A 12,870-nucleotide genomic window follows, 5' to 3' on the forward strand; every position below is an offset into this window, starting at 1 on the left:
AGTCTGGCTGTTCAAGATCACTTTCGATTGCCCAAATTTACATCAAACAGTCATTGCGACACGCAAGGAGATCACATGGCCCAACCTCGTGTTGTCACCATCCACTACACGCTCACCAACGACCAGGGAGAAGAGCTGGACTCCTCCCGTGTAGAAGGTCGCGAGCCTCTGTCCTATCTGGAAGGTGCTCAGAACATTATCGGCGGACTGGAAAATGCGCTGAACGAAAAGAACGCTGGCGATCAGGTGAAAGTATCTGTTGAGCCGGGTGAAGGTTACGGCGAAGTCAACGAAGAACTGGTCCAGCCGGTCCCACGTTCTGCGTTTGAAGGTGTCGACACCATCGAGCCGGGCATGCAGTTCCAGGCACAGACTCCGGGTGGCCCCCAGGTCGTTCGTGTCGTGGAAGTGGGCGACGAAACCGTCACCATCGATGCCAACCACCCGCTGGCGGGTGAGACCCTGCACTTCGACGTGGAAGTGGTTGAAGCGCGCGAAGCAACTGACGAAGAGCAAGAGCACGGTCACGCTCACTGATCCCGTCATAGTTGTTCATAAAAAAACGGCCCCTGTTGGGGCCGTTTTTTTTGGCTATCCGGAACTATTTACATGTTCGGATAGTTCGGACCACCGCCACCTTCCGGCGTCACCCAGGTGATGTTCTGGGCCGGGTCCTTGATGTCGCAGGTTTTGCAGTGAACGCAGTTCTGCGCGTTGATCTGGAACTTCTTGCCACTGCCGTCATCCGCTTCAACCACTTCGTACACGCCGGCCGGGCAGTAGCGCTGCGCAGGCTCGTTGTACTTCGGCAGGTTATCCTTAATTGGGATGTCCGGGTTGGACAGCTTCAAGTGAACCGGCTGATCTTCCTCATGGTTGGTGTTGGAGATAAACACCGAGGACAGCTTGTCGAAGGTCAGTTTGTTATCCGGCTTCGGATAATCGATCTTCTTGGCCTGGTCCGCAGGCTTTAGCGTGGCATAGTCGGGAGTCGTGTCGTGGAACGTAAACGGTAGACTGCTCCGAAGAATGTTCTGCTCGAAGTAGGCAATCGCGCCGCCCACGAAGTTACCGAACTTGTGCATGCCCGGGCTGAAGTTGCGCTCGGCATACAGCTCTTTATAGAGCCAGCTATCCTTGAAGCGCTCTTCGAAACTGGTGATTTCCTCACCGCTCTTGCCGTCCTTCAACGCTTCAAACACTGCCTCTGCGCCCAGCAGGCCGGATTTCATGGCGGTGTGGGAGCCCTTGATCTTGGAGCTGTTCAGGGTGCCGGCGTCACAGCCCAGCAGCAGGCCGCCCGGGAAGCTCATCTTCGGCAGGGAGTTGAAGCCACCTTTGGTGATGGCGCGGGCGCCATAGGCCACTCGCTTGCCGCCTTCCAGGTGTTTCTTGATCTCCGGATGCAGCTTCAGGCGCTGGAACTCGTCGAACGGGCTCATGTGCGGGTTGCTGTAGGACAGATCGCTGATCAGGCCAACGTATACCTGGCCGTTTTCCAGATGGTAAAGGAAGGAGCCACCGGTGGAGCCGGATTCGTTCAACGGCCAGCCAGTTGTGTGGATGACCAGGCCTGGCTCATGCTTGGCCGGATCGATGTCCCACAATTCCTTGATACCAATACCGTAGTGCTGAGGGTCTTTGCCTTCGTCAAGCTTGAAATCGTTGATCAGGCGCTTGCCCAGGTGACCACGGCAGCCTTCGGTAAACAGGGTGTACTTGGCACGTAGTTCCATGCCCGGCATGAAGCCGTCTTTTTCGGAGCCGTCACGGGCCACACCCATATCGCCGGTGATAATGCCCTTGACCTGGCCATCTTCTACGATGGTTTCGGAAGCGGCAAAACCGGGATACACCTCAACGCCCAGGCCTTCGGCCTGCTCGGCCAGCCAGCGGCACAGGTTGCCCAGGCTGATGATGTAGTTGCCGTGGTTGTGCATGTTCTTGGGCACAAAGGCGTTTGGAATCTTGGTGGCGCCTTCCTGGTTCTTTAGCAGGAAAATGTCATCACGGGTGACCGGCGTGTTCAGCGGTGCGCCTTTCTCTTTCCAGTCCGGGAACAGCTCGTTGAGGGCCGTGGGCTCAAACACTGTGCCAGCCATGATGTGGGCGCCGATCTCGGACCCCTTCTCAACGACGCAGACGGTCAGTTCCTGCTCGGCTTCCTGGGCCATCTGCATGACACGACAGGCTGCCGAGAGGCCAGCCGGCCCACCGCCGACGATCAGAACATCAAATTCCATCGATTCGCGTTCCACGTTGGTCTCCTCATCTGTTTTATAGTGATGCCAACAGGCAAATTCTTAGGGGCGTCATCATACCGGTAAAAGCTCGTATAGACGACTCCCTCAAAGCGAAAGCACCTGCCTTAATAGAGTAAAAGGATACCGCAATTGAATAATCAAACAAACGTTTGTTTGAAATTTGGATCTACCTTTGGCATTGTTTGGTGGCACTGGGCCAAAACGTGTTTTTTGAATCGTTTTTTAGTATCGTCTCACGCTCAGGTGGAGTCAACAGGTGTTCATTGGCCATTGACGCGGCGGTGCAGCGTCTATAGGGACTATTGACCCCGGTAGCCTTTGCCTGCAGTATTATGACGCCCTGACAGACAGCAGATCCTGCAAGTATGTGCTGTTCTCAATTGTAAACTCATCGTAGAAGAACGAGGAATCTATGAAGGTTCTGGTCGCTGTAAAACGAGTAATCGACTACAACGTGAAGGTGCGCGTCAAGCCGGACAACACCGGCGTTGATCTCGCCAACGTCAAGATGGCAATGAACCCATTCTGCGAAATCGCTGTTGAAGAAGCGGTTCGTTTGAAGGAAAAGGGCGTTGCCAGTGAAATCGTGGTGGTATCCATCGGCCCGAAGGCCTGCCAGGAGCAAATCCGTACCGCTCTGGCACTGGGTGCTGACCGGGGTATCCACATCGAAACTGACGAAGAGGTTCAGTCTCTCGAAGCGGCCAAGCTGCTCAAGAGTGTGGTTGAGAAGGAAGAGCCCAAGCTCGTCATTCTTGGCAAACAGTCCATCGATTCCGACAACAACCAGACAGGCCAGATGCTGGCCGCGCTGACCGGTATGGGTCAGGGCACATTCGCGTCTGAAGTAGTTGTCGAAGGTGAGAAGGTCAACGTGACCCGCGAAGTCGACGGCGGCCTGATGACCGTGGCCCTGAACCTGCCGGCGGTTGTGACTACCGATCTTCGCTTGAACGAGCCGCGCTACGCGTCCCTGCCGAACATCATGAAGGCCAAGAAGAAGCCGCTGGATGCCATGAGCCCGGCCGATCTGGGTGTTGAGCTTGCTCCGCGTCTGTCCACCCTGAAGGTTGAGGCTCCGGCTTCCCGTCAGGCGGGTGTGAAGGTCGCTGACGTAGCTGAGCTGGTCGACAAACTGAAGAACGAAGCGAAGGTGATCTAAATGAGCATCCTTGTAATTGCTGAACATGATAACAGCAGCCTGAAGCAGGCTACCCTGAACGTAGTCGCAGCTGCCAAGGCCATTGGCGGCGACATCGACGTACTGGTTGCCGGTGAGAACTGCGGCGCTGTAGGCGAAGCGGCTGCGAAGGCCGAAGGCGTTAACAAGGTACTGGTTGCCGACAACGCTGCGTACGGTCATTTCCTGGGCGAGAACCTGGGTGAGCTGGTTGCCGAAGTGGGCAAGGGCTACAGCCATATCCTGGCCGCTGCCGGCACCACGGGTAAAGACTTCATGCCGCGCGTTGCTGCGCTGCTGGACGTTGCCCAGGTATCCGACATCATGCGTGTGGAGTCCGAAGACACCTTCGTTCGCCCGATTTACGCTGGTAACGCCATTGCCACGGTGAAATCCGCTGACAGCATCAAGGTTATCACCGTACGCCCGACCGCCTTTGATCCGGTGGCTGGTGAAGGTGGCTCCGCCGCCGTTGAGCAGCTGGACGTGGTTAAAGACGCTGGCCTGTCCACCTTTGTCGGCGAAGAGCTGGCCAAGTCTGACCGTCCGGACCTGGGAAGCGCGGGTATCGTGGTTTCCGGTGGCCGTGGCATGCAGAACGGCGACAACTTCAAGATGCTGGAGCAGGTTGCCGATCTGATGGGCGCCGCTGTTGGTGCGTCCCGTGCGGCTGTTGACGCAGGCTTCGTGCCCAACGACATGCAGGTCGGCCAGACCGGTAAGATCGTTGCACCGCAGCTGTACATCGCGGTTGGTATCTCCGGTGCCATCCAGCACCTGGCCGGTATGTCTGACTCCAAGGTGATCGTTGCGATCAACAAGGACGAAGAAGCGCCGATCTTCCAGGTGGCGGATTACGGCCTGGTCGCGGATCTGTTTGAAGCGGTTCCGCAGCTTGAAGAAGAGTTGAAGAAAGTCCTGTAACTTTCTGAATCTAATAAAAAAGGCACCCTAGGGTGCCTTTTTTATTGCTCGTCTTTCGGCTTTTTCCGTGCCGTCAGCTGTTTTTCCTTCTTACCGAAAAACAGGGTGTCCGCCAGTATATGCAACGCCTTGTTGGTGGTGTGCACCGAGCGATAGATCTGGTCACTGGTCTGGTCGTGGGTTTCCCGCGCCCGACGGGCGTTTTCGCGGAACTCCTCATTGCTTGAAAAGCGGTCGATCAGGCTGAACGTTGTGGTGGTAATGGCCTTGTGAACCTTCTCTACCGCGCTGGTGCCATTCTTGACGGTTTCCTCCAGCAAGCGGGCCCGGTTTCGGGTTTCCATCAGATCCATCCGGGTTTTCTGGATATGGCTGTTGGCCGAAATTCGTTGGGAGTGAAGGATACGGAGAGTTCGGGTGTTGCGGCTGTGTTGTCGGAACGCAACCGCCATAAGCCCCGTTGAGGTCACAATGGCGCTTAAACTGAGCAGTGATACGATGTCCATGGCGCCTCCTATCGGTATTCGAGCTTCATTTCCACGTCGATTTCCCGTTCGGCCAGTTCCAGTTCGAGCTCTTTCATGACTTCCTGATACACCAGCCGTTTCACCATCACCGGAAGACGGTCTGCCAACATGCGGGCTGACTTCGATTCGCGTTTTGCCAGGGCAATCGGATCTTTTACTCGCAGCGTAAGTATCAGCTCCGGTTCCCGTGTATTATCAGGGCCATAGCTCTCAGCTATCGCCTTGCCAATGGATCTTTGCTGGAGACGTACCTGCCAGAACAGCCAGGCGCTGAGAGTGGCAAGTATGAGGCTCAGTACCAGAAGCAGGGTGTTCAATGGGTTAACCTCCGGGATTCGGGTTCATTGAGTCTGACAGAGTGTGCAGTATCGGTACGATGATTCGATTGGCCGATGCGACGTTTTGTTGCAACCTCCAGGGAAATAAACGAAAGGATAGTGACATGATCTGGTTAAAAGCATTTGTCAGTGGCCTTCTTGCCACCCTGATCTTTCATCAGGGGCTGTTTGCCGTGTTTTATTTCGTGGGAATGGTGCCATCCGCACCCTTTAACATGGCTGCGGTTCCGCCGCTGGGTATTCCCGCTGTTTTCTCGCTGGCTTTCTTTGGCGGACTTTGGGGGATCGTGCTCTGGGCGATCCTTGGCCGCTTTGGCGGCTTTAAGTTCTGGTTGGGTAATGTAATAGTAGGCGCCATCGGGCCGACAGCGGTCGCCATGCTGGTGGTCTTCCCGCTGAAGGGCATCGCTGTCACCGCCCAGACCTGGGTTGGCGGGCTGATACTGAACGGCTTCTGGGGCCTGGGTGTAGCGCTGTTCCTGGTATTGATGGGTGCAAAAGCGTCGCGGTCGACCGCCACCAATTCATAATTGATCCAAATGGATTAAGGACAACGAATGAGCACAAAGACTGACACCACCTACGACATCGTGGTATTCGGTGCCACCAGCTTCGTGGGGCAGATCCTTACCGGTTACCTGTTGGAGTCCTATGGTATCGGCAAAGACGTTCGCTGGGCCATCGCCGGACGCTCAGAAAGCAAGCTGGCCACCCTCAAACAGGGCCTGGGCCCGTCGGCGTCTGAGCTGCCCGTCATTGTGGCAGACGCCGCCGATGAAAGCGCCCTGAAAACCATGTGTGACCAGACACGTGTGGTGATCTCAACCGTTGGTCCCTATGCTCTGTATGGCGAACCGCTGGTCAAGATTTGCGCCGAAACCGGTACGGATTATTGCGACCTCACCGGTGAAGTGCAGTGGATCCGCAAGATGGTGGACACCTACGAGGACAAAGCCAAGGCCTCCGGGGCCCGCATCGTCCATTGTTGTGGCTTTGACTCCATCCCATCAGACATGGGGGTCTGGTTCCTGCAGGAAAAAGCTGCGGAAACCTTTGGCGCTCCGTGCCAGGATGTGCGGATGCGGGTCAAAATTGCCAAGGGCGAGTTCTCCGGTGGCACCGTAGCCAGCATGATGAACATCGCCAAGGAAGCGGCCGCCGACCCGAAACTGCGCAAGGAACTGGCCAACCCGTTTTCGATCTGCCCGCCGGAACACCGCTCCAAAACCCGGCAACCGAGCCTGAAAGGCGCAGAGTTCGATAACGACTTCGGCGTTTGGCTGGCGCCGTTCGTCATGGGGGCCATCAACACCCGGATCGTCCATCGCTCCAACGCTTTGCAGAACGCTCGTTATGGCAAGGAGTTCACCTACGATGAGGCCATGATGACTGGTCGTGGTGTGAAAGGTCGTCTCGCGGCTTACGGAATTACCGGCGCGCTTGGAGGTTTCTTCACCGCGTCTGCGTTCAAGCCAACTCGTTGGGTGGTGGAAAAGTTCGTGCCCAAGCCGGGCGAGGGCCCAAGCCCGGAAGCCCAGAAAAATGGCTTTTACGATCTACGCTTTGTGGGCAAGACGACCGACGGCAAGATCATCAAGACCAAAGTCACGGGTGACCGCGACCCCGGTTACGGTTCAACCGGCAAGATGCTGGGCGAGGCAGGTATGAGCCTGGCGTTTGATGTACCGGCCGAAAAACAGGGCGGTTTCTGGACACCATCGTCGCTTCTTGATGGCAAGCTCTATGAGCGCCTGACCAGCAAGGCTGGCCTGACCTTCGAAGTACTGGAAACCAGCTGAGGCCGCTAGGCCAGCCGGATGGTACGGTCGGAGGCGGGTAAGGCCTCCGGCGCGTGCCCCAGTGACACCACCGTTTTTCCTGCCAACCACTGCCTCATACCCGTCGCAATGTTGTTCCGGGTTTCGGCGTCCACTCCGGTGAACGGTTCGTCCAGAATCAATAACGGCGCTTTGTTCAATAGCACCCGTGCCAGTGCAATACGCCGGGCTTCACCGCCAGATAACTGGCTACCCATGGAGCCCAGCCAGGTGTTCAACTGCGCCGGTTCGTGGACAAACCGGTCTGCCATCGCCACCAGCTCCAAAACCCGCCAGAGGTCCGCATCCGTGGCGTCTGGGCGGCCGATCAGCAGATTGGCTTTCAGGGTGTCATCGAACAGTACGGTTTTCTGTGTCAGATAGGCCAGCGGTAACGCGTGAACACGCCCGACTGCCGGCGTCTCAAGGCCTGCGATGATATCCGCCAGTGAGGATTTTCCCGCGCCGGAGTGGCCAATGATTCCCACCCATTCGCCCTTAGCGACCGCCATATCGAAATGACTGAGCACCGGCGCATGGTCGCTGAAACGGATCGTCACACGCTCGAGTTCCAGGGCGCAGTCACTGCCATGTGGCTGTTGTTCGTGCGCACCCTGGGAGGGTTCTGGAGCGCAGTCCCGGTTGAGCGCCGCAGCAGAAGCAAGCGTGCCCCCCAGGCGCGCGAATGCATCCGGCAGCATCGAATAGATTTCCTGTAAACCGAGGAGGGCGATTGGCAGCAGCACAACCATCGGGCCGGTTATGGACCCCGCCTGGAACAGCTCTAGCCCCATCCACAGCGCGAGCACCACCGACAGGTTCACCATGACCTGGGATAGCCCCAGGTTCCAGCCGGTGCGTGTGTCAGTGCGGGCTTCGTTGCGGGTGATCTGGCCCGCCTGGCGCAGGCACAGGGCGGCATGTTTGCCAATGCGTCCTGCGGCGGTGAGTTCCCCGAAGCCCTCGATGTGCTCGATGACGTCTGTTCTTACCCGTTCGCGGGCCGCCGTCTGCTGGTAGACCAGATGCCGGGTTCGCAGGTAAACCAGCAGCGTTGCCACCAAAAATGCCGGTACCAGCACCAGAGCAAGGCCGACGGCCAGTTCCCCGCGATACATCAACCACGCGGCGATCAGCAGTATCGCCGTTACCAAAGCAGCAAGGGCCGTAGGTGCGATCAGGCGCAGATACAGCGTGTCCAGGGCATCCACGTCATTGGTCAGGCGGGATAGCCATTGCGGGCCGCGTAAACGGGTTCTCCGGTCCCGGCCGGCGGTGGATAAACGCTCGAACAGGGCCACTCGGATATCCGTCAGCAGGCGCAGCACGGTATCGTGGTTGTACACCCGCTCGGCATACCGCGCGACCGTTCGCGCCACGGCAAAGAAGCGAATGCCACCACCAGGGACATACAGATTGATGGACGCCTGCACACCGGCTGCCAGCAGGATGCCGGAGAGCGCCGTGGCGGTAATAAACCAGCCCGACAATGCCAGCAGCCCCATACCCGCAAGCAGAGTGGCCAGTATGAGAATGCCGCCGGTCACCAGGCGACCGGGGCGACGGAAAATCAATGCCAACCAGGGGCCAAGCTCACGCATCTGCAACGCCTCCTTCCGTCACCAGCAAAGTACGGTTGGCCAGTGTCAGCAGTGCCTGGTGGTGAGTGGCGAAAACCAGAGTCTTACCGGCCAGCGCCAGCTTGTGCAGCGCTTCCAGCACGTATATTTCGCTGTCACTGTCCAGCCCCGCTGTGGGCTCATCCAGCAGTATCAGGTCGTAACTGGCCACAAATACCCGCGCCAGGCTCAAGCGGCGTGCCTGCCCGCCGGAGAGCCCCTGGCCGTCTTCGGTAATGGCGCTGTAGATTCCCCGTTCCCGGCCTTTGATCAGGCTTTCCAGGCCAACGTGATGCAAGGCGGTTTCTATGGCGATGTCGGTCGCGTCCGGCGTGGTCAGGCGCAGGTTATCGGCCCAGGTACCATGCACCAGGAAGGGGGACTGACCCAGCCAGCCAAAGGCTTCGTCGCCGGCACGTTCTCCAAACACTGAAATACGCCCCCGGTCTGGTCTCATGAAGCCGGCCAACAGATGCAAGAGCGAGGTTTTGCCGCCACCGGAAGGGCCGGTGAGGGCGATGACATCGCCTTTGTTGATCACCAGAGACGCGCCGTCCAACACCGGCCTGGCGGCATCGTAGGCAAGAGCGACGTCACGAATGGCCACAATATCGGGAGATTCCGGCTGGTGACGGGGCTCTGCCTGCGGTTGTGGTTTATCAACTCCCTGCAACCGATCGACGATTTCAGAACTGGCACCCATCGCCGCAGCGCGATCATGATAATGCTGGGACAACAATCGCAGAGGCTGGAAAAACTCCGGGGCGAGCAGCAGGATCAACAGCCCGGAAAACAGTGTCAGGTCGCTGGACGGTCCAAAGGTGATGTACCCCAGCAACCCGAAGCCGATGTAAATGGCCACGACGGCAATGGCCACGGAGGAGAAGAACTCCAATACCGCTGAGGACAGGAACGCAATCTTCAGGGTTTTCATGGTGATGCGGCGGTATTCGTCGGATCGCTTGCGCAGGGTTTCTGTGGCAGGAGCGGTCTGGCCGAACAACTGCAGGGTGGTCAATCCCCGAACCTTATCCAGAAACTGGCCGGACAAACGACCGATGGTCCGGAAATGCTGCTGGTTGAGCTTTTCCGCGCCCATCCCGACCAGTGCCATGAACAATGGTATCAATGGGGCGGACAGCAGGAGGAAGATCCCCGCGAGCCAGTCCAGTGAAAATACCACCACCAGAATCATCAGCGGCACCACCACCGCGAGCATCATCTGGGGCAGGAAACGGGCGAAATACCCATGCAGGGCGTCCGTGTGGTCAAGCCATTCTCGCGCCAGGGTGCCGGCGGAGGTCTGGCTCATCGAAACCGGCCCGCTGGCCTGCCAGCACCGGTTGATACTATGGCGAACCTCGCTACGCACCTCACGGCTGCAGCGGGCTGCGTAGCGGGCCTGTAACCCCTGAGCCACACCGCGGATCAATATGGCGACGATGGCACCGGTGAACAGCAGCGACAGTTCCGCCACCGGTATCTTATCCACAATACCCTGATGAACAATGCCCGCCAGGAACGCCATTTGCGCGATGGTGGCAAGGGCCACCACAACGCCAGCCGAAACCGTGGCCAGGATCAGCCGCCGGCTGTGGGCGGCAAGTGCCCCCAGCCAACGTTTTGACTCGGCTTGTTCAGCCACCTAGTGGTATCCCTCGCCAGCCCGTACCTTGCCCCGGAACACCCAATAGGTCCAGGCGGTGTAGACCAGCACAATGGGAATCACGAACAGCAGCCCCAGCAGCAGGAACAACTGTGAGCCGTACGCGGAGGAGGCGTCCCAGAGCGTGTATTCCGGCGGCACCACATAGGGCCAGCGGCTGACGATCAAGCCCAGGTAGGTAAAGATGAACAGCCCCACCGTCGCGACAAACGGCATGCCTTCAAACCGGTTCCGAACTGACCGGAAGATCTGAAAGGCACAGAGCAGGGCGAGCACGGGCAATATCCAGATAATGCTCAGATTGGAGAACCAGCGGTTTTTCACCGCTTCATCCACAAACGGCGTCCAGACGCTGATCATCGCAAACACGACCAACACACCCAGCAGCAGCGGAATAGTGATCCGATACGCCCAGTCCTGCAGGCGGCCCTCGGTTTTCATGATCAGCCAGGTGGAGCCCAGCAACGCATAGCCGGCCATCAGACCGAAACCGGTCAGCACCGTGAAGGGAGTCAGCCAATCCAGCGCACCGCCGGTATAGACCCGGTTGGTAATCTCAAAGCCCTGGATATAGGCACCCACCACGGCGCCCTGGGCAAACGAAGCCACCGTGGAGCCACCGGCGAAGGCCCAGTTCCAGAGATAGCGCGAGGTTCTGGCCTTGAAGCGGAACTCAAACGCCACCCCGCGAAAGATCAGACCGGCCAGCAGCAGGAATACACCAATGTACAGCGCCGGCAGAATGGTGGAGTAAACCAGTGGAAACGCCGCCAACAGGCCCGCCCCGCCAAGCACCAGCCAGGTTTCGTTGCCATCCCAGACCGGTGCCACCGTGTTCATCATGGTGTCCCGGTCTTCTTCTTTCGGCGCGAAGGGAAAGAGAATGCCAATGCCCAGGTCAAACCCGTCCATCAGCACATACATAATAATGCCGAAACCGATAATAAACGCCCAGATCAGGGCCAGATCGAACAGTTCCATAATCAGTGGCCTCCCTGGTTCAGTGGCTTTTGACGACCGTTATCATCAATCTCAAACGGCACATGGGTGGCCGAGAAGGGACGTTTCGGCCGTTCGGCTTCATGGCCGTCCTCTGCGTCTTCGTCTTCCATGCCCACGTACAGCACCCGCATCAGGTAATAGACACCGGAACTGAACACCAAAGCATAGACCACGATGTAGCCAATCAGGGAGAACAGCGCCATACCGCCGGTCAATGACGGCGTAACCGACTCGCTCTGGTTCATCAGCCCATACACCAGCCAGGGCGCGCGGCCAATCTCCGTGACAAACCAGCCGGCCAGTACCGCCACAAAGGGTGTCAGACTCATAAAGCGCAACCCTTGCAGGAACCAGGGGGTTTGCCAGTATCGGCCACCGGCCCTCAATACCAGGCCGGCGAGGCCAAAGAGGATCATCAGCATACCCAGGCCAACCATCACCCGGAATGACCAGAACACGATTGCGACCGGCGGCTGCTCGTCCACCGCGACTTCGTTCAGCCCGGGCACTTCGCCGTCCCACTCATGGGTGAGGATCAGGCTGGCCAGGCTGGGAATGGCTACCTCGTACCGGTTGGTCTGGTTTTCCTGATCGGGAATCGCGAACAACAGCAGCGGCACATTACGCGAGGTTTCCCAGTTGCCTTCCATGGCGGCGACCTTCATGGGCTGGTGTTCCAGCGTGTTCAGGCCATGGAAATCCCCGATAACCGCCTGGGTGGGGGCAAGAACCAGAATCAGCCACAGGCTCATGGACAACGCGCGCCGGTTCGCCTCAACCTCACGTTTGCGAAGCAGATACCAGGCACTGACACCCGCCACCACGAACGAGCCAGTCAGGAACGAGGCCACCACCATGTGGGAAAAGCGATAAGGAAAGGACGGATTGAATATCGCCTCGCTCCAGGAGGTGACAAAGAACACCCCATCCCTGAATTCCGTACCGGCGGGGGTATGCATCCAGCTATTGGCTGACAGGATCCAGAACGATGATATAAAGGTGCCCGTGGCCACCATCACTGCCGCAAACAGGTGAACCCCGGCAGGCACCTTGTCGCGCCCGAACAGCAGCACGCCCAGGAAGGCTGCCTCGAGGAAGAAGGCGGTGACCACTTCATAACTCAGCATCGGCCCCAGGAAGTTGGCGGACGCCTGGGCAAAGTTGCTCCAGTTGGTGCCGAACTGGAAGGACATCACAATGCCCGACACCACGCCCATGCCAAACACCACCGCGAACACCTTGGTCCAGAAGGCAGAGAGTTTCGCCCAGGAAGGGTTATTGGTTTTAAACGCCAGGCCCTCGAGCACTGCAATGTAGGACGCAAGCCCGATGGTAAACACCGGAAAGATAGCGTGGAAGGACACCACGAACGCAAACTGGATTCGCGACAGAAAGACGGGATCAAGTTCCATGCGGAACCTCCGGACACTACAGTGAACAGAATAAACGAGCTTGGCGCCCGCTTGGCCGCTGCCTTGGCTGGGTTGTAGTGTTGTTTTACCGGCAGATAGTAGCCATGCTACCCATAGCACA

Annotated in this window: 12 protein-coding genes; 5 read left to right on the forward strand and 7 right to left on the reverse strand. The window is 58.1% G+C overall.

Annotated elements, in window-relative coordinates:
• The first annotated feature begins 75 nt into the window (after nucleotides 1-75).
• On the forward strand, nucleotides 76-537 hold the full coding sequence (locus tag B3M52_RS04860; protein ID WP_036207397.1) for an FKBP-type peptidyl-prolyl cis-trans isomerase: 462 nt from the start codon (nucleotides 76-78) through the stop codon (nucleotides 535-537).
• Nucleotides 538-605: 68 nt separating this feature from the next.
• Here B3M52_RS04860 and B3M52_RS04865 read toward each other — a convergent pair whose 3' ends face one another.
• Nucleotides 606-2,258 carry an electron transfer flavoprotein-ubiquinone oxidoreductase gene (locus tag B3M52_RS04865; RefSeq protein WP_036207395.1) on the reverse strand — a complete coding sequence of 551 codons (1,653 nt, stop codon included), beginning with the start codon at nucleotides 2,256-2,258 and terminating at the stop codon, nucleotides 606-608.
• Nucleotides 2,259-2,676: 418 nt separating this feature from the next.
• Here B3M52_RS04865 and B3M52_RS04870 point away from each other — a divergent pair, with 418 nt between their 5' ends.
• Both B3M52_RS04870 and B3M52_RS04875 read left to right on the forward strand, forming a co-directional pair.
• Entirely contained in the window at nucleotides 2,677-3,426 is a 750-nt protein-coding gene (locus B3M52_RS04870; protein WP_036207392.1) for an electron transfer flavoprotein subunit beta/FixA family protein, read from the forward strand.
• Nucleotides 3,427-4,368: an electron transfer flavoprotein subunit alpha/FixB family protein gene (locus B3M52_RS04875; RefSeq protein ID WP_036207389.1), complete on the forward strand. Its 942-nt coding sequence runs from the start codon at nucleotides 3,427-3,429 to the stop codon at nucleotides 4,366-4,368.
• A gap of 41 nt (nucleotides 4,369-4,409) precedes the next feature.
• Here the strand turns inward: B3M52_RS04875 and B3M52_RS04880 are convergent, their stop codons facing one another.
• Both B3M52_RS04880 and B3M52_RS04885 read right to left on the reverse strand, forming a co-directional pair.
• Entirely contained in the window at nucleotides 4,410-4,874 is a 465-nt protein-coding gene (locus B3M52_RS04880; protein ID WP_036207386.1) for a hypothetical protein, read from the reverse strand.
• An 8-nt stretch (nucleotides 4,875-4,882) separates the two neighbouring features.
• The gene (locus B3M52_RS04885; RefSeq protein WP_136632774.1) at nucleotides 4,883-5,212 is read right to left on the reverse strand and encodes a hypothetical protein; all 330 of its coding nucleotides are present in this window, start codon (nucleotides 5,210-5,212) and stop codon (nucleotides 4,883-4,885) included.
• 125 nt (nucleotides 5,213-5,337) lie between these two features.
• Between B3M52_RS04885 and B3M52_RS04890 the strand changes: the two genes are divergently transcribed.
• Complete coding sequence (locus tag B3M52_RS04890) at nucleotides 5,338-5,763, forward strand: hypothetical protein (protein WP_041333373.1); 426 nt, start codon at nucleotides 5,338-5,340, stop codon at nucleotides 5,761-5,763.
• Nucleotides 5,764-5,790: 27 nt separating this feature from the next.
• Nucleotides 5,791-7,032 carry a saccharopine dehydrogenase family protein gene (locus B3M52_RS04895; RefSeq protein WP_136633600.1) on the forward strand — a complete coding sequence of 414 codons (1,242 nt, stop codon included), beginning with the start codon at nucleotides 5,791-5,793 and terminating at the stop codon, nucleotides 7,030-7,032.
• A gap of 5 nt (nucleotides 7,033-7,037) precedes the next feature.
• On the opposite strand, the gene cydC is transcribed toward B3M52_RS04895, so the two are convergent.
• From cydC to B3M52_RS04915, 4 genes are read right to left on the reverse strand one after another with little or no spacing between them, the layout of a single operon-like run.
• Complete coding sequence (gene cydC, locus B3M52_RS04900) at nucleotides 7,038-8,651, reverse strand: thiol reductant ABC exporter subunit CydC (RefSeq protein WP_286749024.1); 1,614 nt, start codon at nucleotides 8,649-8,651, stop codon at nucleotides 7,038-7,040.
• Nucleotides 8,644-10,314, reverse strand: a complete 1,671-nt coding sequence (gene cydD, locus B3M52_RS04905; RefSeq protein ID WP_286749025.1) for a thiol reductant ABC exporter subunit CydD — start codon at nucleotides 10,312-10,314, stop codon at nucleotides 8,644-8,646. The genes cydC and cydD overlap by 8 nt, the downstream gene beginning before the upstream one ends.
• The gene (cydB, locus tag B3M52_RS04910) at nucleotides 10,315-11,316 is read right to left on the reverse strand and encodes a cytochrome d ubiquinol oxidase subunit II (protein WP_036207368.1); all 1,002 of its coding nucleotides are present in this window, start codon (nucleotides 11,314-11,316) and stop codon (nucleotides 10,315-10,317) included. It abuts the gene before it with no gap.
• A gap of 2 nt (nucleotides 11,317-11,318) precedes the next feature.
• A complete protein-coding gene (locus B3M52_RS04915) occupies nucleotides 11,319-12,749 on the reverse strand; it encodes a cytochrome ubiquinol oxidase subunit I (RefSeq protein ID WP_127401339.1) in 1,431 nt (476 codons plus the stop codon).
• Between the last annotated feature and the right edge of the window lie 121 nt (nucleotides 12,750-12,870).

It is taken from the genome of Marinobacter sp. UBA2688 (assembly GCF_002352785.1).
Classification (GTDB): Bacteria; Pseudomonadota; Gammaproteobacteria; order Pseudomonadales; family Oleiphilaceae; genus Marinobacter; species Marinobacter salarius.